This window comes from Paraburkholderia sp. SUR17 (assembly GCF_029536165.1).
GTDB classification, from domain to species: Bacteria; Pseudomonadota; Gammaproteobacteria; order Burkholderiales; family Burkholderiaceae; genus Paraburkholderia; species Paraburkholderia kururiensis.
The window spans coordinates 2689129-2713731 of sequence record NZ_CP120509.1 but is presented as its reverse complement, the minus strand read 5'-3'; the positions used below and the strand labels follow the sequence as shown (position 1 = coordinate 2713731).

Genomic DNA, 24603 nt, shown 5'->3' with positions numbered 1-24603 from the left:
GCGAGGCCCGTTACACCGTCGCATCGCGTGAGACTTATTGTGGAAGAATCATGTCCTGGCTATAAGGGCCAAGAATTGTCGATTGGCCTGGTCCATGTCGTTTTTGCCTCCTGTCACCTGCGAACCGGTCATGAGTGCGTCATCTGCCCCTTCCGCTTCAGCTTCGCTCACCATCGAGATCGATCGGCGCCATCAGTTGCCGATCTACCTGCAGATATGCGAGCGCTTCAGAGCCGCGATTGCCGCGGGGCATTTGCGGCCCGGCGACCGTGTGCCCGCGTTGCGGGGCCTTGCCACGCAACTCAACACAGCACGCGGCACGGTCGAACAGGCCTACACGATTCTCGTGGACGAGGGGTATCTGCAAATGCGCGGCGCGGCGGGCACGTTCGTCTCGCCGTCTTTGCCGGCGTCGCTGATGCGTCCGCCGCGTGGGCGAACCGGGCCGAGTGCGCAGTGGGCCGCGGACAACGGCACGGCGGGTGAGCCTGGTGAGCCGGACGAGCCGCAGGAAGCGCAAGCGCAGCCGCGCCAGCCGCCCATCGCGGTAGCCATGAGCGGGCAGCCGCGGCCGCTGCAGCCGGGGCTGCCCGCGCTCGACGCGTTTCCGCGCAAGGTCTGGCACCGGCTCGTTTCGCAACGCGCGCGTAGTGGCGAACGCGCGCTGCTGGCCTACCCGGACCCGGCCGGTTACCGGCCGCTGCGCGAACACATCACCACGTACCTCGCGCTGTCGCGCGGCGTGACATGCCGGCCGGAACAGGTCTTCGTGACAGGCGGCTACCGCTCGACACTCGAACTCGTGTTGCGCAGTCTGGCGCGCCCGAACGACCGCGTATGGTTCGAAGATCCCGGCTATCTGCTGGCACGCAGCTTTCTCTCCGAAACCGGCGTGCAACTCGTGCCGGTGCCCGTGGACGCCGACGGCATCGACGTCGAGCGCGGCACGCAACTGGATGCGCAGGCGCGCTTCGCACTCGTCACGCCGTCGCATCAGAGCCCGCTCGGCCACACGCTCTCGCTGCCGCGGCGCATCGCGCTGCTCGATTGGGCCGCGAGGGCGTCGAGCTGGATCGTGGAAGACGACTACGACAGCGAGTTTCGTTACGTGGGCCGTCCGCTGCCGGCGCTGAAGAGCCTCGACCGGCGCGATCACGTGATCTATTGCAGCACCTTCAGCAAAGTGATGTTTCCCGGGCTGCGCCTTGCCTACGCGGTGGTGCCGGAGCGCGCGATCGAGCGCGTCACGCACGTGGCGTGCAGCATGAACGCCGGTTCGCCGACGCTGCTGCAGGCCGCTGCTGCGGATTTCATCGCGCAAGGGCACTTCGCGCGACATCTCAAGCGCATGCGCGCGCTGTACCTGGAGCGCCGCATGCTGATCGTGCATGCGCTGCAGCAGGCATTCGGTGAACGGCTCGCCGTGGATTTGCCGCCCGGCGGAGTCCAGTTCGCGGTGCAGTTCGCACCCGGTGCGGGCGGCCCTATCGACGACGTCGCCGTTGCCGCGCGCGCCAGCCAGGCGGGCATCGCCGTGGTGCCGCTTTCCATCTGGTATGCGAGCGGCCGTACGGAGCGAACGCCACGCGGTCTCGTCATGGGATTCGCGAACATTGCCGATGCGAGCGAGGCGCGCCGCCTCGCGCAGACATTGCGCGCATGCCTGGACGGCTGAAGTGCGTTGCGAGGGGGCGCTTTGTCGAGGCGCTCCTGGCTCCTCGCGAGGTCCGCTCGTCTTGTCCCCTGGTTGATGATTGGTGCCGAAGCGGCAACAGAGTGCGCGCCTTGCGGGCTCTACTCACCCGCGTGCCCAGAGCCTACGATGCCTGCCATGCATGCCCTGCGCGGCATCTCCCCCGGCGCAGGCTCAACCAGCGAGCACACGCCGCTCACGAGAGGACTTCATGACCCAACGTCTCAACTACTTCCCGCCCCCGGCAGAACTATCCGGAAAGCTCGTGGAGCTGGACGCGCTGAACGTGGCGTTGTGCGTCACGCCCGGTTCGTTCGACACGATGTTCGGGCTCGACAAGACTCGTCAGGAGTGACCCCCATGAAAGCGATCGTCTTCGCTGCGGCGGCCCTGATGTCGTCATGGGTTGCGGCTGTACAGCCGGCCCTTGCCGCGCCGCAGGCCAAAGTCACGCTGCTTACCACGCAACCGTTGCCCGAGTATCCCGGCAAGGAAGCCCAGATGATCGTGGTGGACTATCCGCCGGGCAGTGTGGATCCGGTTCATCGTCATCATGCGCACGCGTTCGTCTACGTGCTGGAGGGCAGCATCGTGATGGGCGTCAACAACGGCAAGACGGTGACGCTCCATGCCGGCGACACCTTCTACGAAGGTCCCGACGACGTTCACACGGTGGGACGCAATGCCAGCAAAACGAAGCCCGCAAAGTTCGTCGTATTCCTGATAAAAAATCAGGGCGCGCCGATTCTCACGCCCGAGCAGTAGTCACGCGGTGTGTCAGGCCCGGCCTGACCTGGCCGGGCCGTAATTTCGCGATCCCACGGCGCCACCCCGCCAAACGCCTCGGCCAGAAAATCGATCATCGCGCGGATCTTCGCGCTGAGATGCCGTCGGCTCGGGTACAGCGCGAGTACGTCGATATCGGGCAAGCGGTACTCCGGCAAGATCTGAACGAGCTTGCCGGCGCGCAGGTCGTTGCCCACCAGAAACGTGGGTTGCCAGATCACGCCTTGTCCCGCGAGCGCCGCCGCGCGTGCGGTATCGCCGTTGTTGCTGCGCATGTTGTAGTTGACCTTCACGGCGTGCGCGTGGCCTTTGCTGTCGATGAGCTGCCACTCGTCGCCCGTGGATGCGTACAGGTAGCCGATGCATTGATGCCCGGCGAGGTCGGCTGGCGTTACCGGGTGTCCGCACCGCTTCAGGTAATCGGGCGACGCGCAGACGATGTTTCTCGATGTCGCGAGCTTGCGCGCGGCGTGGTTCGTCGAGCCCGTGCGGGAGATGCGAATGGCGAGGTCGTAGCCTTCATCGACGATATCGACCACGCGGTCAATCAGTGCAACGTCGAGTTCGACGCGCGGATACCTGCGCATGAACTCGGGCCACAGCGGCGCCAGATGCAGAATGCCGAAGCTCACAGGCGCGTTGATGCGCAGCCGTCCGCGCGGTTCTACCGACGCCGACGACACGAGCCCTTCGGTTTCCACCACGTCGTCGAGAATCGATTTGCAGCGCGCGTAAAGCGTTTCTCCGCCTTCGGTGAGCGAGAGTTTGCGCGAGGTGCGATTGATGAGACGGGTGCCGAGATGCGCTTCCAGTTCGTTCACGTAGCGCGTCACGTTGGCGGGCGAGGTTTCGAGCGCATCGGCTGCGCGCGTGAAGCTGCCGCGGCTGACTACAGTCACGAAGACTTCATAGGCGCGCAGTCGGTCCATATCCGTCTCCGATCATTCAAGGATGCTGAATGATATACCCACGTTTTATGCCTTCTTGCGCCGGTTGCCCACGCCTATAGTGCTGCTCACCGGCCGGGGCATGGGGCTCCTGCCAGCACACTGCAGCAGGAGATGAACATGCAACGTTTGACAGGAAAAGTCGCCATCGTGACCGGCGCCAGCGCGGGAATTGGCCGTGCCACGGCGAAACTGTTTGCCGCGGAAGGCGCAAAGGTGGTGGTGGCGGCGCGCCGCGAATCCGAACTCGAAACGCTGGTTGACGAGATTGCCCGCGAAGACGGCGAGGCCGCGTTTCTCGCGGGCGACGTGCAGTCCGAGGACTTCGCCAAAGCATTGGTCGAACTCGCCGTGAGCCGCTTCGGTCGCCTCGACATCGCCTATAACAACGCCGGCACGCTGGGCGAAATGGGCCCGACCACGGGGGTGTCCGAGGCGGGCTGGTCCGCCACGCTCGCCACCAATCTGACGAGTGCCTTCCTCGGCGCGAAGCATCAGATTCCGCAGATGGTGAAGCAGGGCGGCGGATCGGTCATCTTCACGTCCACCTTTGTGGGCTATTCGTTCGCGTTTCCGGGTACTGCGGCCTACGCGGCGAGCAAGTCCGGCTTGATCGGCCTCACGCAGGCTCTCGCTGCGGAGTACGGACCGCAAGGCGTGCGCGTCAATGCCGTACTGCCCGGCGCCGTGGATACGCCGATGTACCGCGGCATGAACGACACCGCCGAGTCGCAGGCCTTCGTGACGGGGCTGCATGCACTCAAGCGCGTGGCACGGCCGGAGGAGCTGGCGCGCTCGGTGCTTTATCTCGCGTCCGACGATTCGTCGTTCGTGACCGGTACCGCTTCGCTCGTGGATGGCGGCGTGTCGATTACGCGGACCTGATACGCGCTTCGCGATATCGATTGGGGGCTTCTGCGTTTGCTTATGTCTCTGCCTCTGCTTTGCCTTGCTGCGCAGCGCCCCGCCCCGCCCCGCAGTGCCCTTTATCCCATCGCCACGATCACATGCGCCTGAATCTTGCCGGCCACCGGGCCGTTGCCGTAGCGGTCGGCAAGGGCCTGGGCGGCGCGCTGCGTAGCGAACTGAAGCAGACCGGCGTCGCGTGCCTCGATTTCGTTGCGCAGCGGCGTGCCTTCGCAATAAGCGATGGCGACGTCGTGTGCCGAGGCCGCGCAACTCAGCTTCTCGTGCGTCTCGATCTGGATCGTGGTGAACCCTGCTCGACTCAGGTCGTCGCGAATCAGCGCGACGTCGTGATAGCCGTGCGGCGTGCGGGCGAGAAACCGCGGCGGGTCGTGCGGAAACACGGCGGCGAGTGCCTCAGTGATGACGTGGGCGAAGGCGTTTTCTTCGATGCGGTCCCACACGTTGAAGACGAACCGACCGCGAGGCTTGAGCACGCGACGCGCCTCGGCGTAGCCCGCTGCGCGATCGGGAAAGAACATCGCGCCGAACTGGCAGCAGACCACGTCGAACGCAGCATCTTCGAACGGCAGTTGAAGTGCGTCGGCCTGTTTCCATTCGATGCGGCTGTCGGCGCCCTGCCGCTCGGCGGCATAGTCGAGCATGGGCTGGTTGAGGTCGGTCACGACATAGCGTGTGGTTGCGTCCAGCCTGGGCGCAAGCGCGCGCGTGACCGCGCCGCTGCCCGCCGCCGTTTCGAGCACCGAGCGAGGCGAGGCAGCCGCGACAAGCGCGGCCAGGTCGGCGGCGTAACCCTCGAAGATGAGGGGCACCATCAGCGTGTCGTAGAACTTCGGGATGGAGCCTGAAAACACCTTGTCGCGCTCGGTCATGACGCCTCCTGTGAAGGCTTTCGATGATGCCGTCGAGCATGCGCCGTGGCGCGGGCATGGGCGGCCCATGCGCCATGGTGGGCGCCCGCATGGGCCGCGTCAATTTGGGTTTTGGAGCTGGGTTTTGGCGCGGTGCCGCGGCGGGCGCGGCGGCGCGAGCCTGACCTGCGCTCGCGAGTCGACACGTCCCTGCACGGCGTGCGGCCGTGCAGGGACGGCGGGAGAGGGCGTTAGCGGTCTGCGCTGTCGCCGGAGTCCTCAGCTTGCATGAGCGCGTTATCCGACGTGACGAACATGCCGTTGGCAGTGGCCGTCGCGAAGACGATGGCTCGCGTGCCCATCACGTAGTAGGCCGTGCCGCTCACGGGCGTGGCCGAGCCGGTATTGAGCGCGAAGCTTGCCGAGGCGCTCGTCAGAATGAACGGCGCCGAGCTGGCCTGCGTCCAGGTGGCGGCTGTGAGCGTGGGCGTCGCGGTGGGCGTGTTCTTCGCTGCGAAGTCGAAGTCGAACTCGCCCTGAACCGATGTGGGCGCCGACATGGCCCATCCCGACCCGCTCGGCACGATGCATTCGCCCAGCATGCCGCCGCCTACGCCAGGTACGAAGCCGCTCAAACGAACCGGCTGGCCTGCGGCGCAGGTGACGCCCGCGCTGTTGCTCGTCGCCGTGGGGACCGCCACGCCGTTCCACACGGGCGCGGCACCGCTCGCGGCCAGCACCGCCGAGAAGTTCGTCAACACGTTGGTCCCCGTGTTCACGCCGCCGCCTTGCATCGAAAACGCGCTGCCGCCCGTTACGAGCGCGCTCGACACGGTGCCCAGCTTGCCGGCCAGTTGCCAGGTCTGCGTGCCGTTCGTGATGGTCAGCTTGATGAGGCTGCCGCGAATGCTGCCCTTCACGTTGCCGTCGGTGGAGGTGATGGTGCCGTCGCTTGCAACCGTGAGCGCGGTGTCGGCGAAAACCGCTGCCGGCGTGACGTTCGTGGGTGCGCTCGTGATGCTGGCCGCTGTCAGCTTTGTGCCAAGTCCGGTTTCGGCCACGAGCGCCTGAAGCTGATACGCGCCGGCCGGCACCACGGATGAGGCCGCTTCCACGGCGTCGCCCGTGGAGAGTTGCGGGCCGAACACGTCGTCGGAGCTGATGGCTTGCTGAAGCGTGGTGAGCGCTGTCGTGCAATTGCCGCCGAGTGCGGCGGCGGCCGAGGCGAGCGTCGTCGAATTGCCTGAGGTCAGGTTCGACGCCGCGGCGATGGCAGCGGCAAGGTTCGTTGTCGAGGTGATCGTGGTGGACGGGGTGCAGAGATTGTCCCCCACGGCCTTGATCGCCGATGCAATGACGAGAATGTCGCCGCGATAGGTGCGCAGCGTCGTGCGATAGCTGCTGTGCGTCAAGGCCGCGTACGAGCCGCCGTTCACCTGCGCGTAGACGGCGAGCGCGGACGTGGTGACGGGCGTGATGTCGAGGTCGGGCAACTCGTTCGCGCTGAGCTTGCCGGCTGCCACGATAGTGGCGCCGGAGCCCAGGTAGCTGGAGAGCACGAGCGAGGTTTGATTCGGATCGGTCGCGTTCGCGAAGATGGGCGCGGCGGTGGAGGGCACGTTCACGCTGCCCGTGAATGTGCCGTCGGCGCCTGCCGTCACGGTGCCGATGACGGTTGCGCCCGAGTCGCCTTGCGGCGCGCCGGACGTAAAGACGATGCGCGCGTTCGCAATCGGGCTGTCGATGGCCGCGCCGCTCAGCGCCGCCGCTGCAACGGGCGTGGGGTTCGACGCGGTCGTTCCGCTGCTGCTGCCGCCACCGCCACCGCCGCCGCAGGCGGCAAGCACGGCCATGGATGCCGCGACGGGCAGCCAGATCAGGCGTCGAGCAATGTCGCCAGACGGCGATTGAAAACGCAAACGATTGCGTAAGCCTGCGCACTGCAGGGTCTTGATCATGGAGTCATCCTCCTTGTTATGGATACCCTGGGTAACGGCACCCTTTTTTAGAACTTCAATTAGTGGGACGAATAAAGATCGCGAGGCAGCTATCGCTACTGCGCGATACAAGGCCACGCGCATTTCCGGCAAGTTGCCGTTCATTTCGCACAAGGTTTTCTGCGCCGCTGCTGTCGATTCCCGTTCGCCCCATTCGTCGTCGTAAGAAACCGATGCGAACCTGACGAGTACCCGACGAACATCCGACCCGCACCCGACCCGCACCCGACCCAAGGGAGGCCCCATGCCGCAGCAAAACGAGCAACCGGTTTCCAGCGCGACCGGCTCCAACCCCGATCCCCGGCGCTACCGCTGGACCATCGTGATCGCCGGCGCCGTCATGACCTGCGTCGCGATTGGCGCGATGTTCTCGCTCGCCATCTTTCTCGCGCCCATCACCGCCGACACGGGCTGGTCGCGCGCCGGCATTTCGAGCGGCATGACGCTCAACTTCCTCGTGATGGGCGTAAGCGGTTTCGGCTGGGGCGCGCTCAGCGACCGGCTCGGCGCGCGGCCCGTGGTGCTGGCGGGCGCGGGATTGCTGGGACTGGCGCTCACGCTCGCCAGCCGTGCCCAGTCGCTCATGCAGTTTCAACTGGCTTACGGCGTGCTGGTCGGCATGGCCGCGAGCGCGTTCTTCGCGCCGATGATGGCCGCCACCGCGGCGTGGTTCGACCGGCAGCGCAGCCTCGCGGTCTCGCTCGTATCCGCCGGCATGGGCGTGGCGCCGATGACCATTTCGCCGCTTGCCCGCTGGCTGGTGTCGGCCTACGACTGGCGCACGGCCATGTTGCTGATCGGCGTGCTCGCGTGGGTGACGTTGTTGCCGGCGGCGCTGCTGGTGCGCCGTCCGCCTGCCGTGCCCGCTGCGAGCGCCACGGCAGGCGTGCCGCTCGCCGAGGCCGAAGGCATGCGCGGCGTCGACGCACTACGCACACGCCAGTTCCTCGCACTGGGTCTGACCTACTTCGCCTGCTGTGCCGCGCATTCGGGTCCCATCTTCCACATGGTGAGCTACGCCATGCTCTGCGGCATCACGCCGATGGCGGCGGTGAGCATCTACAGCGTGGAGGGGCTGGCAGGTCTTGGCGGCCGCCTGTTGCTCGGTGTGCTCGCGGACCGCTTCGGCGTGAAGCCTGTGCTCGTGGCTGGGCTGCTCGTGCAGGCCGTGGTGATCAGCGGTTATCTGTTCGCGCGCCGGCTGGAATCGTTCTATGCGCTCGCGCTGATTTTCGGTGCGGCTTACGGCGGTGTCATGCCGCTTTACGCGGTGCTTGCACGCGAGTACTTCGGAACGCGAATCATCGGGACGGTGCTGGGCGCGGCGACGCTGCTCTCGAGCATCGGCATGGCGCTGGGGCCGGTGGTGGGCGGCTGGATCTTCGACCTCTCCGGGCGCTACACGTGGCTTTATCTCGGCTCGTCGCTGGTGGGGCTGGGGGCTGTGGCTATTGCACTCGTGTTTCCGCCGCTGCCGGACCGCGAGCGGTCGGCGCAGTTTGCATAGCGCTGCGGCGTTGCACAACGACTTGCACGACCCGCGCAGCGGCCGGCCGCCACGCCATTTCCAATGGCCTGGATTTTCGCGCGCTATGCCGTCCTATCAAGGATTCCCGCAGCTTGAGCCGCTGCCATACCGCGTCGTAGAATCGCTGCACATTGCCTTGGGGGAGCCTCATACGCGCCATGATCCCGCTCATCTCCGTTACGAAGCTCAGCAAGAGTTTTCCCGGCGTGAGGGCGCTTCATGAAGTGCAGTTCGAACTCATGGCCGGCGAGGTGCACGCGCTGATGGGCGAGAACGGCGCGGGCAAATCGACGCTCATGAAGATTCTCGCGGGCGTTTATACGCGCGACAGCGGCGACATGCTCTACGACGGCCAGCCCGTCCACTTTCAAAGTCCGCGCGAAGCGCAGGCGCTCGGCATCGGCATCATTCATCAGGAACTCCAACTGATGAATCACCTCACCGTCGCGCAGAACATGTTCATTGGCCGCGAGCCGCGCAAGGGTTTCGGCCTGTTCCTCGACGAAGACCGGCTCAATGCGCAGGCACGCGAAATTCTCGCGCGCATGCACGTGAAGATCGATCCGCGCGCCATTGTCGACACGCTCACGGTCGCGAAGCAGCAGATGGTGGAAATTGCGAAGGCGCTGTCGTTCGATTCGCGCGTGCTCATCATGGACGAACCCACCTCGGCGCTCAACGACGCCGAGATTGCCGAACTCTTTCGCATCATTCGCCAGTTGAAGAGCCGCGGCGTGGGCGTGATCTACATTTCCCACAAGATGGATGAACTGAAGCAGATTGCCGACCGCGTCACGGTAATGCGCGACGGCGAATATGTGGCGACCGTGAGCGCGCAGCAAACGAGCGTGGAAACGATCATCGGCATGATGGTGGGCCGCACGCTGACCGACGTGGAGCCGCCCGACAGCGCGGCCAGCAAGGGCCAGGTGGCGCTCGAGGTGAAACGGCTGAATGCCGGCCCGCTCGTGAAAGACGTGAGCTTCACGCTGCATAAGGGCGAGATACTGGGCTTCGCCGGTTTGATGGGCGCGGGCCGTACCGAAGTGGCGCGCGCGGTGTTCGGCGCCGACCCGATAGAGTCCGGCGAGATCGTGGTGAAAGGTGCGAAGGCTACCATCAGGCGGCCCAGCGACGCCGTGCGCCACGGCATCGGTTACCTCTCCGAAGACCGCAAGCGCTTCGGGCTCGCCACCGGCATGGACGTCGAATCGAACATCGTGATGTCGAACCTGCGCAAGTTCCTTGTGTTCGGCTTCTTCCTGCGCCGCGCGCAGATACGCAAGACCGCATCGCATTTCATCCGCCTGCTCGCCATTCGTACGCCTTCGGCCGCGCAGGAAGTGCGGCTGCTTTCGGGCGGCAACCAGCAGAAGGTGGTCATTGCGAAATGGCTGGAGCGCGACTGCGACGTGCTGTTCTTCGACGAACCGACGCGCGGCATCGACGTGGGCGCGAAGACCGAGATCTACAAACTGCTGCGTGCGCTGGCAGCGCAGGGCAAAGCGATCGTGATGATCTCGTCGGAGTTGCCCGAGATTCTGCGTATGAGCAACCGCATCGTCGTGATGTGCGAGGGCCGCATTACCGGCGAACTCTCCGCGAATGAAGCAACGCAGGAGCGCATCATGCAGCTCGCCACCCAGCGCGAAACGTTGAAAGCGGCGTAAGCAAAAAGAACTTCATGAGAGGTCCATGACATGACAGTGCCTACGGAAAGTTCAGCGCTGGGCGACGAGCGGCGGCCAGCGGGGCTGAAGGCGCTCAGGGCGCGTATCTTCGCGCCCGCGGCGCTGCAGAAGATGCTCGCGTTCGCAAGCCTGATCCTGCTGCTGCTGTTCTTCAGCTTCGCGTCGCCGGCCTTCATGCAGATGGACAACATCCTCGGCATTCTGCAGGCCACAGCGGTGAACGGCGTGCTCGCCATTGCCTCCACGTTCGTCATCATCACGGGCGGCATCGATCTTTCCGTGGGCACCTTGATGACGTTCACGGCCGTGATCTGCGGCGTGTTCCTCACGTACTGGCATCTGCCGATGTGGATCGGCGTGCTGGCCGCCATCGGCACGGGCGCACTGTGCGGCACCGTGTCGGGCACGCTCACGGCGAAGATGAAGATTCCGCCGTTCATCGCCACGCTGGGCATGATGCTGTTGTTGAAGGGGCTGTCGCTCGTCATCTCGTCGGACAAGCCCATCTATTTCAACGACACCGAAAACTTCTACATGATCTCGCAGGACTCGCTGATCGGTTATCTGCTGCCGAGCGTGCCCGTGCCGAACGCGGTGCTGATCCTGTTCTTCCTCGCCATCGTGAGTTCCATCACGCTCAATCGCACGGCGCTTGGCCGCTATACATTCGCACTGGGCAGCAACGAGGAAGCGGTGCGCCTCTCGGGCGTGAACGTGGACCGCTGGAAGATCGCGATCTACGGCCTGGGCGGCGCGATTTGCGGCATCGCCGGTTTGCTCATTGCCTCGCGTCTCAATTCGGCGCAGCCCGCGCTCGGGCAGGGCTACGAACTCGAAGCCATTGCGGCGGTGGTGATCGGCGGCACCTCGTTGAGCGGCGGCTCGGGCACGATTCTCGGCACCATCATCGGCGCGTTCATCATGAGCGTGCTGACCAACGGCCTGCGCATCATGTCCGTCGCGCAGGAATGGCAGATCGTGGTGACGGGCCTCATCATCATTCTCGCGGTCTACGCCGACATTCTGCGGCGCAGAAAACGGTGACGCGCGCATCGTTCATCTGAACAAGGAAAAGACTCGAAGATTGGGAGCGGTTCAATGCGCCCACATACGGCTGGAGGTTGATAGTCCACCTTAGGAGGAGATGTCCATGTTGAGAACGAAAAGAAGAGTGATCGGCGTCGCGGCCGGGATCGGCGTGCTCGTTGCAGGAGCAGGCATGGCGCGTGCGGAGGAGCCCTATATTCCGCTCATCTCGAAGGGTTTCCAGCATCAGTTCTGGCAGGCCGTGAAAGCGGGCGCGGAAGAGTCGGCGAAGGCGCACAACGTGCGCATCACGTTCGAAGGCCCGGAAACCGAGGCCATGGTGGACAAGCAGATCGACATGCTCTCCGCCGCGCTTGCGAAGAAGCCCCAGGCGCTGGGCATTGCGGCGCTGGACAGCAAGGCCGCGATTCCGCTGCTCAAGCGCGCCCAGGCATCGAAGATTCCCGTGATCGCGTTCGATTCGGGCGTGGATAGCGACATCCCGCTCACCACCTGCGCAACGGACAACCTCGCGGCCGCAGGCCTCGCCGCCGACAAAATGGCCGCGATGATCGGCAATGCCGGTGAGGTGGGCGTGATCGTGCACGACCAGACGAGCCGCACAGGTATCGACCGGCGCGACGGCTTTCTCAACGAGATGAAGGCGAAGCACCCGAACGTGAAGATCGTTTCGGTGCAGTACGGCGGCGGCGACCACTTGAAGTCCGCGGAAATCGCCAAGGCCATGATCGAATCGCATCCGAATCTCAAGGGCATCTTCGGTGCCAACGAAGGGTCGGCGGAGGGCGCGGCCATTGGCGTGAAAGAGTCGGGCAAGAAGCTCGTGCTGATCGGCTACGACTCGGGTAAGGAGCAGAAGGACGACATCAACTCGGGGCTCATGGCGGGCGCCATTACGCAGAACCCGGTCGGGATCGGCAAATGCGTGGTGGACTCCGCCGTGAAGGCGCTGAAGGGCGAGAAGCTGCCGAAGAAGGTGGACACCGGCTTCTACTGGTACGACAAGAGCAACATGAGCGACCCGAAGATCGCCGCTGTGCTCTACGACTGATCGCCTTCGCTGAACAGGCGGCACGAGAGGAAGGGCGGCTCGCCCTTCCTTTCCTTCGAATGGCACGCCATCCGCATCCGCCCCGTGCGGCGGCTTGCGGCTGATCGACTACTACGGTTGTTGCGGAGAATGCCCAGATGACGACGATTACACGGCTGTCCGTGCGGGACATCCGCTTTCCGACTTCGCGCTCGCTCGACGGCTCCGACGCGATGAACGCAGCGCCCGACTATTCGGCCGCTTACGTCATGCTCGAAACCGATTCGACGCAAGGCTTCACAGGGCACGGACTTACCTTCACGATCGGGCGCGGCAACGAAATCTGCGTCAGTGCCGTGCAGGCGCTGGCGCCGTTGATTGTCGGCAAGTCGCTCGAACAGATTGCGGCGAACATGGGCGCGTTCTGGCGCGAGTTCACTTCGGACAGCCAGTTGCGATGGATCGGCCCGGACAAGGGCGCCATTCATCTGGCCACAGCGGCCGTGGTGAATGCGGTGTGGGACCTGTGGGCGAAGGCCGAAGGCAAGCCCGTGTGGAAGCTGCTGGTCGACATGCGCCCCGAGGAACTCGTGCGTTGCCTCGACTTCCGTTACGTGACCGATGCGATCACGCCGCACGAGGCCATCGCGCTCTTGCATCGCCATGCCGCGACGAAAGGCGAGCGCGAACAGGAGATGCTCGCGCACGGCTACCCCGCGTACACCACGTCCGCAGGGTGGCTGGGCTACGACGACGACAAGATCCGGCGGCTTGCGCGCGAAGGCATTGCGCAGGGCTGGACGCACTTCAAGCAGAAGGTGGGCGGCAATATCGAAGAAGACGTGCGGCGCGCGCGCATTCTGCGCGAAGAAATAGGCGAGCGCTGCAAGCTGATGATGGACGCAAACCAGGTGTGGGACGTCGATGAAGCCGTGACGAACATGCGGCGCCTGGCCGAATTCGACCCGTGGTGGATCGAAGAGCCCACGAGCCCCGACGACATTCTCGGCCACGCGGCCATTCGCCGGCGCATTGCGCCCATTGGCGTGGCCACCGGCGAGCACTGCCATAACCGCGTGATGTTCAAGCAACTGCTGCAGGCACAGGCCATCGATTTCTGCCAGGTGGACAGCTGCCGCCTGGGTGGCCTGAACGAAGTGATCGTCGTGCTGCTCATGGCCGCGAAATACGGCGTGCCCGTGTGTCCGCATGCGGGCGGCGTGGGGTTGTGCGAGTACGTGCAGCACATATCGCTCTTCGACTACATCTGCGTGTCGGCGTCGCTGGAAAACCGCGTGCTCGAATATGTGGACCATCTGCACGAGCATTTTGTCGACCCGGTGGTGATCCGTAATGGCCGTTATGTGCCGCCGCAGAAGCCAGGCTACGGCATCGAGATGCACGCGGCGTCGCTCGAGCGGCATCGGTTTCCGGATGGGCCTGTGTGGCAGGCGTGAGCGGTGTTGCCGGGCTTACCTGCTTGAACGGCCGCTTGAATCCGCCGGGCTGCCGGCACCAAACCGCTCCACCACGAAATCGATAAAACTGCGGAGCTTCGGCGACGTCTGCCGCTCGCGCAAATACAGCAGATTGAGCGGCCTTTCAGGCGCCGGAAAGGCCGGCAGCACTTCGACCATGCGCTTTGCGCGGATATCGTCGCCCACCAGAATGCTGGGCAGCATGGCGATGCCGAGGCCGCCCAGCACGGCGCGGCGCAACGCCTCGGCGTTGTCGATCCTGAGCTTGCCGTCGATGGCCACGCTCACCTGCCCGTCTGGTCCGTGAAAGATCCATTCGGGCTGGGTGGCGTGCCATTCCGAGCGCGGCGGGAACGCGTAGGTCAGACACTGATGCGAGGCCAGCAACTCAGGCGTGGAAGGCGCGCCATTCGCTTCGAGATAGGCGGGCGATGCGCAAAGCACCAGCCGATATGAGGCGAGAGGACGCGCCACCACATCGGGATTGCGCAGCGTGCCGATGCGAATGGCCGCTTCGAAACCATCGTCGATCAGGTCCGAAAGCGCGTCTGTGGCCACGATATCCAGCTTCACTTCGGGATAGCGGCTGCAATAGTCCGCCATGGCGGGAATCAGGCATTCGTTGCTGAAGACCACGGGCGCCGTCACGCGCAGGCGTCCGCGCGGCGTCGCGAGATGGTCGAGCGCAAGGCGTTCCGAGTCGTCCACGAGTCCCAGAATTTCGACGCACCGCTCGTAATACGCCTGGCCGAACGCGCTCACCTGCTGCTTGCGCGTGGTGCGGTGAATCAGGCGCGTGCCGAGCCGCGCCTCCAGCGCCTGAAGATGATTGCCGACCATGGTCGGCGACAGATCGCAGGCCACCGCAGCCCCCGTGAGGCTGCCGGTTTCGACCACGCGCACGAAGACGGTCATCGCTTTGAGAAGGTCCATTGCCCAATATTAGTGGGTTCTGTTGCAAGCTGCCCTGCGTTTATCCAGCCGCACTACGGGAATAGAGTGGCCGTGCACGATGAGCGGATCGCCCGGTCCGCATCGTTTTTTGCGCAGACCACGATGCATAGCGATCTCAACTCGTTCAACCCGTCACCACGGCTCGCCTTGCTCGCGACGAGCCTCGGCTTCGTCATCATCTGTCTCGACGTGACGGTCGTGAACGTCGCGCTTGCGCGCATTCGCGAGAGCCTTGCCATCGATGCGACCGCGCTCGAATGGGTCGTCAACGCTTATACCCTCGCGTTTGCGAGTCTTCTGCTCAGTGCCGGCGCGCTGGCCGACCGGCTCGGCGCGCGGCGCGTGTTCGTGAGCGGCTTTGCGGTGTTCACGTGTGCGTCCGTGGGATGCGGTTTGTCGTCTGGCGCGGCGATGCTCGTCGTCTCGCGCGTGTTGCAGGGCGTGGGCGCGGCGTTGTGCGTGCCGTCGTCGCTGGCGTTGCTGGGCGCTGCGTTTCCCGAGGCGCAGGCGCGCGCCAAGGCCGTGAGCATCTGGGCCGGCACGGCGGCGCTCGCGCTGGGCGCGGGGCCGCTGGTGGGCGGCGTGCTGGTGGACCGTTTCGGCTGGCAGGCCATCTTCCTGATCAACGTGCCGGTTGGCGTGGCCGGTATCTGGCTCACCCTGGCCCATGCGCCGGATACCGTTCGCCAGGCTGCGCGCCGCATCGATCTGTTGGGGCAGACGCTCGCGGTCGTGACGCTCGCGGCACTCACGTATGCCGTCGTGGAAAGCGGCAGGCTGGGATGGACGAGCTTCACCGTCATGACGGGGCTCATCTGTTCGCTCGCCATGGGCGTGCTCTTTGTGATCGTGGAAGCGCGGCAGGCGCAACCGCTGCTGCCGCTCGCGCTCTTTCGCCATGCCGCCGTCAACGTGAGCGCGCTGACCGGTCTCTCGCTGAACTTCGGTTACTACGGGCTCATGTTCGCCATGAGCCTGTTTTTCCAGAACGTGCGCAACGACACGCCACTCGAAACGGGCCTCGCGTTCCTGCCGATGACCGCGGTCGTCACGGTCGCGAACATCGCCTCGGGCGCACTCACCGCGCGCTTTGGATATCGGCTTCCGATGATCGCGGGGCAGGTGCTGGCGGCAGCAGGGTATGGGTCGCTCGTGTTCGTTCACGCGGATAGCGGCACGCTCGTTGTCTCGCTGCCGTTGCTTGCGGTGGGCGTGGGCGTGGCACTCGCCGTGCCGTCCATCAACACGGCGGTGTTGGCGCATGTGGGTGCATCTTCGTTCGGCATTGCGTCCGGCGTGTTGAACACCGCGCGTCAGATTGGCGGCGTGCTGGGCGTGGGCGTGTTCGGCTCGCTGACCGGCGTGGCGGCGCGCGAGTGGGTAGGTGGATTGCACGTTGCGGTGGTGCTTGCGGCAGGGGTGACGCTATTCACTGCGGCGATTGCCGCGGTGGCGTTGGGGGTATCGCGGCCAACGGCCCGCGCAGGCGCGTGCGCCACGCGGGCAATTCGCAGCGTGGATTAGGACGACGGCAGGCCCACGGTTGCGACCCGACGCTACGACCGGTCCAGTGTCTTCACCACCAGCGCCGCCGCAGCCGCACGCGTTTCCACATGCAGCTTGCGGAACAGATGTTCGAGGTGCTTGTTCACCGTGCGGGCCGCCATGCCCAGAATGTCGCCAATGTCGCGATTGGTCTTGCCTCGCGACACCCATAGCAGCACCTCGGCCTCGCGCGCCGTCAGCCCGAAGCGTGAGACGAGCGCGTCGCGGTGCGCGGCGTCGTCCACTTCAGTCAGGATGACGATCCATTCGCCCTGCTCGGGCGCGGGCGCGACGGTTGCCGAGCGCCGCACGTCGCCCTCCGTGAATTCGTGCACGGCCTTGGTGGGGCACCCGCGCGCGAGCCAGTCTGCGAACCAGCCGCGCAGTGTGGGCGGCAATCGCGGCTGCGCGACGGCCTCGCCGGACGGTTGCCCGTCGCGCGCGCGATAGGCTTCGATCTGGCGCGCGGCCAGCGGGCTCTGCCAGCGAATCGTGCCGTCTGCCGCGACGACCAGCGCCGCGCGCGTTTCCAGCGAAAGCGCCGCATTCGCATAGAGCTGCGCGCGCGAGCGTCGCACGTGCGCGCCGATGCGCGCGCAGACCTCCTCGGGCCGCACCGGCTTCGTGACGTAGTCGATGCCGCCCACGCGAAAGCCGCGCACCACGTGCTCGCTCTCGGTCAACGCCGTCATGAAGATCACGGGCAGATGCTCGTGCCGGCTGTCCTGCTTCATGCGGATGCAGGTTTCGAAGCCGTCCATGCTGGGCATCATCGCGTCGAGCAGTACGACGTCGGGCGTCACGCGCGCGAGGCACTTCAATGCCGCCTCGCCGCTCAGCGCGACGAGCACCGCATAGCCGTGCGCCTGCAACGTATCGGAGAGGAATGCCAGGTTGTCGGGCGTGTCGTCCACGATCAGCACGACGGGACGGTTGCCGAGCCACGCGGGCGGATCACCCACGTCGGCGCGAACATCGCTCACGTCATGCAGTGCGGCTGCCGGGCAGTCTGTCGAGTTCATTCTCTAGATCCCTTAGCTGAAAGCGCTCCGCCAGTGCGCGCAGGGCGTCAACCTGCGCGTGCAAGGCAGGGTAAGCGGCACGTGCCGCGTCGAGCTGTTCGACCACGCCTTGTACGTAGCCCACATCGAGGTGCGCGCGTATGCGTTGCAGAACCGGCTCGGGCAGCGCGACCCGTGACTCGGTGCGGACGGGGCCCGCGGCGTCGGCGAGGGCTGGCACAGGCGAGGCGATCCATTCGATTGCGAGCAGTTGCGCGAGTTTGTCGAGCAGCACGTTCACCTGCAACGGCTTCACGAGATAGCCGGCACAACCGGTGGCGCTGGCGCGTTCGCGGTCGTCGGCGAATGCGTTGGCCGAGAGCAGCACGATAGGCGCGCTCGACAACTGGTTTTCGCCGATGAGCCGGCTCGTCTCGTAGCCGTCCATGAGCGGCATCGAGATGTCCATGATGATGGCGTCCGCCGTGTGCGTGCCGAGCCAGCGCAGCGCCTCGGGCCCGCTTGCTGCTTCGGCCACGTCGAAGCCGAGCGGCGTGAGCAACTGCGCGACGATGCCGCGCTGGTCCGCCAGGTCGTCCACCACGAGAATCGTGCGGCGTGCGCCCGCATAGCCCTGAATGGCCGCGAGTTCGGTGCGCGCGTCTGCAGCGCTGTGCACGGCGGGCGCGAACAGCTTCACTACGAAGCGCGTGCCGCGGCCCACCTCGCTTTCTACTTCGAGGCTGCCGCCCAGCGCATGGGTCAGCAGGCGGCAGATCGTGAGGCCGAGCCCTGCGCCGTGATCGTGCGCGTGCGCCGCTTCGCCGCGTTCGAACGGCAGAAAGAGCCGTTCCATTTCGGCGGCGGGAATGCCGGGGCCGGTGTCGACCACTTCGAATTTCAGCGTATCGAGCGCGTGGCTCACGCGCAGCGTGACGGTGCCCGCAGACGTGAAGCGAATGGCATTGCCGATCAGATTGGTGAGGATCTGCCCCATGCACTTCTGGTCGGACTTCACGGTGGCAGGTAGCCGCCCGATGGTCTGCACCTCGAACGACAACGCTTTTTCCAGCGCCTGCGGGCGCAGCATGGACGTGACGTGCGCAACGAAGTCGGCAAGCGGCACTTTCGCGATGTTCAGTTGCAGCTTGCCAGCCTCGATGCGCGCCACGTCGAGCAACCCGTCCACCAGCGCAAGCAGGTGCTCGCCGCTGCGGTGAATCGTGCGCACGGCGTTGTAGCGCAACGGCGAGAGTTCGTCTTTCGCCTGCAGCAGCAATTGCGCGTAGCCGAGGATGCTGTTGAGCGGCGTGCGCAGTTCGTGACTGAGGCCGGAGACATAGCGGCTCTTCGCCTGGTTTGCGGATTCGGCGGCGGCCGTGGCGCGCTTCAGTGCGGCATCGGTCTTCTGGTGCGCGTCGATTTCCTGCATCAAGAGTTCGTTTTGCCGTTGCGATTCTTCCTGCGTGACGCGACGGCTTTCGCGCTCCAGCACAAACCACCAGGCCGCGATGCAGCCCACGAGCGAAAGCGCGAAGAAGATCTTGAGGAAACTGCCTGCAATGGCTTGCCCCGCAGGTGAATCGGCAGCGGCGAGCGACGTGATGCTTTGCGACCAGATCAGATAGAGCACGCTGGCCAGCACCGTGAGCATCGCGAGCACGAGGCTCGCGTAGTGGATGAGCCGCATTGCAGCCGGCCCGAGCCGTGCACGCGGAAATACGCGGTGCAGGGCGAGATCGACCTGCGTGGCAAGGCGCGCATGCGGCTTGCAGCGGTCGTGGCAGCGCGAGTCGAGCGAACAGCAGAGCGAGCAGATGGTGCCGCCGTAAGCGGGGCAATACGCGGTGTCGTCGGGCTCGAAGGTGTTTTCGCAGATCGCGCAGCGCAACGACGTGGCGTCGCCCGTGGGCTGCGCGGCGCGCGCGAGGTAATAGCGTCCGCGCGTGGCGATGGCGAGTACCGGCGCACAGACAAACGCTACGCCGAACGCGATGAACGACGACATGGCTTCGCCCAGCGCGCCAAGCGCGCCGCCGTGGGCCAGCATGCCGACGGCCGCGGCAATCAGCATGGCGCCTACGCCAACCGGGTTGACGTCGTAGAGATGCGCGCGCTTGAACTCGATGTAGCGCGGGCTGTAGCCGAGCGGCTTGTTGATGACGAGATCGGCGAACAGCGCGCCTATCCAGGCGATCGCCACGTTGGCGTACAGCGAGAGCACTTTGCCGATAGCGTCGAACACGCCCATTTCGACGAGCAGCAGCGCAATCATGACGTTGAAGACGAGCCACACCACGCGCCCAGGGTGACTGTGCGTGAGGCGCGCAAAGAAGTTCGACCACGCGAGCGAGCCGGCATACGCGTTCGTCACGTTGATCTTCAACTGCGAAACGATGACGAACAACGTCATGGCCGGCAGCGCCCAGTTGGCGAGGCCCATGCGGTCGAGCAACTGGTGATAGGCCACCAGATACATCTGCGTAGGCTGCGCGGCGTGCGCGATATCGACTTCGTACTGGATCGCGACGAACGCGAGAAAGGCGCCGCCCAGCATCTTGAGCGCGCCGGGCACGATCCAGCCGGGCCCTGCGGAAAGCAGCGCGAGCCACCAGCGCGTGCGGTTCTTTTCGGTAAGCGGCGGCAGGAAGCGCAGGTAGTCCACCTGTTCCCCCACCTGCACGATCAACGCGAACACCACGGTTGCGGCCTGGCCGAACGCGATGAGGCTGAACGCGCGGCCTTGCGGAGCAAAGCCCGCGAAGGTGGTCCATTCGGCGACGAGACCCGGGTGGTGCCACAGCACCGCGGCGTAGGGCAGCACGAACAGCACGAGCCAGAGCGGCTGGGTCCAGCTTTGCAGACGGTTGATGAGCGTGATGCCGAACATCACGATCGGAATCACGACGAGCGAACTCAGCACATACGCGATGGCAAGCGAGATATGCAAGTACAGCTGCAGCGCGAGCGCCATGATCGCGGCTTCGAGCGCGAAAAAAATAAACGTGAAGATCGCGTAGAACAGCGACGTCACCGTGGAGCCGATATAGCCGAAGCCCGCGCCGCGCGTGAGCAGGTCCATGTCCACGCCGTAGCGCGCCGCGTAATAGCTGATGGGCAGGCTCGTCAGATAGATCAGCACCGAGACGGCGGCGATGGCCCAGAACGCGTTGGTGAACCCGTAGTTGATGACGAGGCTGCCGCCTATCGCTTCGAGCACGAGAAACGACACCGCGCCAATCGCCGTATTCGCGACGCGCAGTTCCGACCAGCGGCGGAACGAACGCGGCGTGAAGCGTAGCGCGTAGTCTTCGAGCGTTTCGTCGCCGACCCACGCGTTGTAGTCGCGCCGAACCTTGACGATGCGCTGCGTGCCGGGCGGGCGTACTGAACTCTGGTGCATCGGGTGCATCTGGGACATGAGGATGATCCGGATTGGTGCCCCACAGGTGCCGCATGGGCCGGCAAGCGGCGGGAGCCATGCCCGGAGCAAGTTACATTCCAGTGCGATAGCCGGGAATACGTCAATCGACGTATTTCGATCGTCAATTTGGCTTCCTACATTGCGTCCAACCCTCGAAACCCGTCCGCAGCACCTGCGCTGCGGGCCCACGACAAGGAGAACGTGATGTCCGCAGACGATCGAATCGACGACGACGCCAACATGCCTTCGCCGCTGCGCCGGCGCCTGCTGAGCGGCCTCGCCGCTGCCCCGCTCATGGCGCTCGGCTTGCCGCGCACCTCGTTCGCGCAGGTGCCGCCCACGGCCAAGGTGAACACCACGCACCTCGCCGTGACCGACACCACGGTGACCGTCGGCCAGTTGCACTCGGCAACGGGCACGATGGCTATTTCGGAAACGGGCTCCATTCAGGCGGAGCGGCTCGCCATCGAACAGATCAACGCGATGGGCGGCGTGCTGGGGCGCAAGATCCAGATCATCCAGGAAGACGGTGCGTCCGACTGGCCGACCTTCGCGGAGAAGTCGAAGAAACTGCTCGAAAACGATCATGTGGCGACCGTGTTCGGCTGCTGGACCTCGGCCTCGCGCAAGGCCGTGCTGCCCATCTTCGAGAAAGACAACGGGCTGCTCTACTACCCCACGTTCTATGAGGGCCTCGAACAGTCGAAGAACGTGTTCTACACGGGCCAGGAAGCCACCCAGCAGATTCTCTGGGCGCTCGACTGGGCATCCAACACGAAGAAGGCCAAGACGTTCTTCCTGATCGGCTCCGACTACATCTGGCCGCGCACGTCGAACAAGATCGCGCGCCGCCATATCGAACAGCACCTGCACGCGAAAGTGGTGGGCGAGGAGTATTACCCGCTCGGCACGACCGAATTCAATTCGCTGATGAACAAGATCAAGCTGGCGCGCCCCGACTGCATCTTCGCAACGGTGGTGGGCGGCTCGAACGTGGCCTTCTACAAGCAGTTGAAGGCCGCAGGCATCACGCCGCAGAAGCAGTTCCTGCTCACGCTTTCCGTGACGGAGGACGAAGTGCTCGGCATTGGCGGCGACAACTTCGCGGGCTTCTATTCGTCGATGAAGTATTTCGAGTCGCTCGATAACGACAACAACAAGAAGTTCGTGGCGGCATTCAAGGGGCGCTACGGCCCGAAGTCCGTGATCGGCGACGTGACCCAGGCCGCGTACCTCGGTCCGTGGATCTGGAAGGCGGCCTGCGAGCGCGCGGGCAGCTTCGATGTGGACAAGGTGGTGGCCGCTTCCGCGGGCATCGAGTTGCCCAATGCGCCGCAGGGCTACGCGAAAGTGGACCCGAACCATCACCTGTGGAGCCGCTCGCTGATCGGCGAAGGGCAGGCGGACGGGCAGTTCAAGGTGGTCGCGCAATCGGCCCAGCCGATTCAGCCCAATCCGTTCCCGAAGGGCTACATGTAATCCCGCAACCCGCCACTGCGCGGCGGCTGCGCGCCGCCGCGCGAGGAGCGTTCGATGTCCGCTACCGACATTCTCAACATCACGCTGATGCAGGGCTTCGCGGGTCTGAGCCTCTTCAGCGTTCTGCTCCTGATGGGGCTGGGGCTCGCCGTGATCTTCGGCCAGATGGGCGTCATCAACATGGCGCACGGCGAATTCATGACCATCGGCGCCTACACGGTCTACATGTTCTCGTGGTTCGCGCAGAACGTGTGGCACGCGTTCACGCCGGTCTACTTCTTCTTCGCCATCGTGGCGGCCTTCGTGCTGGCGTTCGCAGTGGGCTGGCTCGCCGAATGGGCGTTGATTCGCCATCTCTACCGGCGCCCGCTCGACACGCTGCTCGCGACCTGGGGCTTGAGCCTCGGCATGCAGCAGGTGTTTCGCTCGACCTTCGGTCCGAAAGAAGTGAGCCCCGCGCTGCCTGACTGGCTGATGGGTTCGTGGGAACCGGCGCCGGGTCTCGACATTCCGGTGAGCGGCATGTTCGTGATGGGCCTTGCGCTCGTCATGACGGGCGGCCTGCTGCTCGCGCTGTACCGCTCGCGTTGGGGGCTGCGCGTGCGCGCTACCGTGGCTAACCGGCCCATGGCGAACGCGGCGGGCATCAACACGCGCCGCACGGACCGCATGACGTTCGCCATTGGCTGCGGTATTGCGGGCGTAGCGGGCGCGGCGTTCACGGCCATCGGCTCGACAGGGCCTACGAGCGGCTCGCTCTACATCGTCGATTCGTTTCTTGTGGTCACGTTCGGCGGCGCGGCGAGTTTGCTGGGAACCGTGGCGTCGGCATTCGGCATCGCGCAGATGCAGTCGATCAGCGAGTTCTTTCTCTCGGGGTCCATTGCGCGTGTGCTCACGCTGCTGACGGTTGTGGTCATTCTGATGCTGCGCCCGCAGGGGCTGTTTGCCTCGAAGGTGCGGCGCGCGTGAGCGCAGGGAGGCCTGCGCTGCGCTGAAGCCTTCATCGATTCACTTGTACGGAGAGAGGCACATGGAACCCATCCAACCCGCAGCGGGCGGCGTATCCGGCCCGAATGCCAGGTCTGCCCCATCCGCGCGCCCCGGCCCGGCGCGCGGCGGCTGGCGCGCAGTGGCCGCGCGGCTCGATGCGTCGGGCTATGCGGGCATCGTGATACTCGCGCTGCTCATCGTGGTCGTGTTTCCGCTTGCACTCGACACGTTCCGCCTGAACCTGATGGGCAAGTACCTGACGTACGCGTTCGTCGCGGTCGGCCTCGTGATCGCGTGGGGCTACGGCGGTGTGCTGAGCCTCGGGCAGGGCGTGTTCTTCGGGCTGGGCGGCTATGCGATGGCGATGTTCCTCAAGCTGGAAGCATCGGACCCGGTGGCCACGCGCACGCAGACCACGCCAGGCATTCCTGACTTCATGGACTGGAACCAGGTCACTGCATTGCCCGTGTGGTGGAAGCCGTTCCACTCATTGCCGTTCTCGATTCTCGCGGTGCTCGTGGTGCCCACGGCGCTCGCGTTCGTGATCGGCTACGCGATGTTCAAGCGGCGCGTGGGCGGCGTGTATTTCGCGATCATCACGCAGGCGGTGGCACTCATTCTTTCGGTACTCATCATCGGGCAGCAGGGCTATACCGGCGGCGTGAACGGCATGACCGACCTGCGCACGCTGCTGGGCTGGGACATTCGCACGGACCACGCCAAGCTCGCGCTGTACTTCGTCAACGCAGCGCTTCTGATCGGTGCGCTGCTGGCCTGCCGATGGGTGCAGCGCGGCAAGCTGGGCACGCTGCTGCTCGCCATGCGCGACAAGGAAGACCGTGTGCGCTTTTCCGGCTATGACGTGGCGATGTTCAAGGTCTTCGCGTTCTGCTTCGCGGCGCTGCTGGCAGCCATTGGCGGCGCGATGTTCACGCTGCAGGTGGGCTTCATGTCGCCGTCGTTCGTGGGCATCGTGCCCTCGATCGAGATGGTGATCTATGCGGCGGTAGGCGGCCGCATGTCGCTGGTGGGCGCGGTGTACGGCGCGATTTTGGTCAACCTGGGCAAGAGCTGGTTTTCCGAAAGCTTTCCGAACCTCTGGCTCTATCTGATGGCCGCCATGTTCATTGGCGTTGTGATGGTCTTTCCGAACGGCCTCGCGGGGCTCTATGAAGAGCACGTGAGACCGCGCGTGCGGCGGCTGCTCGGGGCGGAAAACAAGGAGGCGTGAG

19 protein-coding genes are annotated in these 24603 nt (G+C 65.0%); 13 read left to right on the top strand and 6 right to left on the bottom strand.

Annotation, left to right across the window (positions count from 1 at the left end; translation table 11 throughout):
* Positions 1 to 130: 130 nt before the first annotated feature.
* From P2869_RS29335 to P2869_RS29325, 3 genes are all read left to right on the top strand, one after another.
* Complete coding sequence (locus P2869_RS29335) at positions 131 to 1675, top strand: PLP-dependent aminotransferase family protein (protein ID WP_277598801.1); 1545 nt, start codon at positions 131 to 133, stop codon at positions 1673 to 1675.
* Positions 1676 to 1904: 229 nt separating this feature from the next.
* Positions 1905 to 2048 carry a hypothetical protein gene (locus P2869_RS29330; RefSeq protein ID WP_161978144.1) on the top strand — a complete coding sequence of 48 codons (144 nt, stop codon included), beginning with the start codon at positions 1905 to 1907 and terminating at the stop codon, positions 2046 to 2048.
* Between the two features lie 5 nt (positions 2049 to 2053).
* Positions 2054 to 2458 carry a cupin domain-containing protein gene (locus P2869_RS29325; protein WP_277598800.1) on the top strand — a complete coding sequence of 135 codons (405 nt, stop codon included), beginning with the start codon at positions 2054 to 2056 and terminating at the stop codon, positions 2456 to 2458.
* Here the strand turns inward: P2869_RS29325 and P2869_RS29320 are convergent.
* On the bottom strand, positions 2425 to 3408 hold the full coding sequence (locus tag P2869_RS29320) for a LysR family transcriptional regulator (RefSeq protein ID WP_277598799.1): 984 nt from the start codon (positions 3406 to 3408) through the stop codon (positions 2425 to 2427). The genes P2869_RS29325 and P2869_RS29320 overlap by 34 nt on opposite strands.
* A 138-nt stretch (positions 3409 to 3546) precedes the next feature.
* Between P2869_RS29320 and P2869_RS29315 the strand changes: the two genes are divergently transcribed.
* Positions 3547 to 4311, top strand: coding sequence for an SDR family oxidoreductase (locus P2869_RS29315; RefSeq protein WP_026121441.1), 765 nt, complete (start codon positions 3547 to 3549; stop codon positions 4309 to 4311).
* Positions 4312 to 4412: 101 nt separating this feature from the next.
* Here the strand turns inward: P2869_RS29315 and P2869_RS29310 are convergent, their stop codons facing one another.
* Both P2869_RS29310 and P2869_RS29305 read right to left on the bottom strand, forming a co-directional pair.
* Complete coding sequence (locus P2869_RS29310; RefSeq protein ID WP_277598798.1) at positions 4413 to 5225, bottom strand: methyltransferase domain-containing protein; 813 nt, start codon at positions 5223 to 5225, stop codon at positions 4413 to 4415.
* Positions 5226 to 5455: 230 nt separating this feature from the next.
* Positions 5456 to 7162 (bottom strand): hypothetical protein, encoded by a 1707-nt coding sequence (locus P2869_RS29305; protein ID WP_277598797.1) that lies wholly within the window; start codon positions 7160 to 7162, stop codon positions 5456 to 5458.
* Between the two features lie 283 nt (positions 7163 to 7445).
* Between P2869_RS29305 and P2869_RS29300 the strand changes: the two genes are divergently transcribed.
* From P2869_RS29300 to P2869_RS29280, 5 genes are all read left to right on the top strand, one after another.
* On the top strand, positions 7446 to 8708 hold the full coding sequence (locus tag P2869_RS29300; protein WP_017774829.1) for an MFS transporter: 1263 nt from the start codon (positions 7446 to 7448) through the stop codon (positions 8706 to 8708).
* 179 nt (positions 8709 to 8887) lie between these two features.
* A complete protein-coding gene (locus P2869_RS29295) occupies positions 8888 to 10399 on the top strand; it encodes a sugar ABC transporter ATP-binding protein (protein ID WP_277598796.1) in 1512 nt (503 codons plus the stop codon).
* 30 nt (positions 10400 to 10429) lie between these two features.
* On the top strand, positions 10430 to 11464 hold the full coding sequence (locus tag P2869_RS29290) for an ABC transporter permease (protein WP_017774831.1): 1035 nt from the start codon (positions 10430 to 10432) through the stop codon (positions 11462 to 11464).
* A 106-nt stretch (positions 11465 to 11570) separates the two neighbouring features.
* On the top strand, positions 11571 to 12518 hold the full coding sequence (locus tag P2869_RS29285) for an ABC transporter substrate-binding protein (protein ID WP_277598795.1): 948 nt from the start codon (positions 11571 to 11573) through the stop codon (positions 12516 to 12518).
* A gap of 137 nt (positions 12519 to 12655) precedes the next feature.
* A complete protein-coding gene (locus tag P2869_RS29280) occupies positions 12656 to 13954 on the top strand; it encodes an L-fuconate dehydratase (RefSeq protein WP_277598794.1) in 1299 nt (432 codons plus the stop codon).
* A 15-nt stretch (positions 13955 to 13969) separates the two neighbouring features.
* Here P2869_RS29280 and P2869_RS29275 read toward each other — a convergent pair whose 3' ends face one another.
* Entirely contained in the window at positions 13970 to 14908 is a 939-nt protein-coding gene (locus P2869_RS29275; protein ID WP_126879018.1) for a LysR family transcriptional regulator, read from the bottom strand.
* 123 nt (positions 14909 to 15031) lie between these two features.
* Between P2869_RS29275 and P2869_RS29270 the strand changes: the two genes are divergently transcribed.
* Positions 15032 to 16453 carry an MFS transporter gene (locus tag P2869_RS29270; RefSeq protein WP_277598793.1) on the top strand — a complete coding sequence of 474 codons (1422 nt, stop codon included), beginning with the start codon at positions 15032 to 15034 and terminating at the stop codon, positions 16451 to 16453.
* 32 nt (positions 16454 to 16485) lie between these two features.
* On the opposite strand, the gene P2869_RS29265 is transcribed toward P2869_RS29270, so the two are convergent.
* Positions 16486 to 17496 (bottom strand): response regulator transcription factor, encoded by a 1011-nt coding sequence (locus P2869_RS29265; protein ID WP_277598792.1) that lies wholly within the window; start codon positions 17494 to 17496, stop codon positions 16486 to 16488.
* Positions 17459 to 20896 carry an ATP-binding protein gene (locus tag P2869_RS29260; protein ID WP_277598791.1) on the bottom strand — a complete coding sequence of 1146 codons (3438 nt, stop codon included), beginning with the start codon at positions 20894 to 20896 and terminating at the stop codon, positions 17459 to 17461. Before P2869_RS29260 ends, P2869_RS29265 begins: the two co-directional genes overlap by 38 nt.
* Before the next feature lie 207 nt (positions 20897 to 21103).
* Between P2869_RS29260 and urtA the strand changes: the two genes are divergently transcribed.
* The 3 genes from urtA (at position 21104) to urtC (ending at position 24602) form a co-directional block, all read left to right on the top strand.
* On the top strand, positions 21104 to 22378 hold the full coding sequence (gene urtA / locus P2869_RS29255) for an urea ABC transporter substrate-binding protein (protein ID WP_042300195.1): 1275 nt from the start codon (positions 21104 to 21106) through the stop codon (positions 22376 to 22378).
* Between the two features lie 54 nt (positions 22379 to 22432).
* Positions 22433 to 23350: an urea ABC transporter permease subunit UrtB gene (gene urtB, locus P2869_RS29250; RefSeq protein ID WP_017774839.1), complete on the top strand. Its 918-nt coding sequence runs from the start codon at positions 22433 to 22435 to the stop codon at positions 23348 to 23350.
* A gap of 61 nt (positions 23351 to 23411) precedes the next feature.
* A complete protein-coding gene (urtC, locus tag P2869_RS29245; protein ID WP_017774840.1) occupies positions 23412 to 24602 on the top strand; it encodes an urea ABC transporter permease subunit UrtC in 1191 nt (396 codons plus the stop codon).
* Position 24603: the final 1 nt, after the last annotated feature.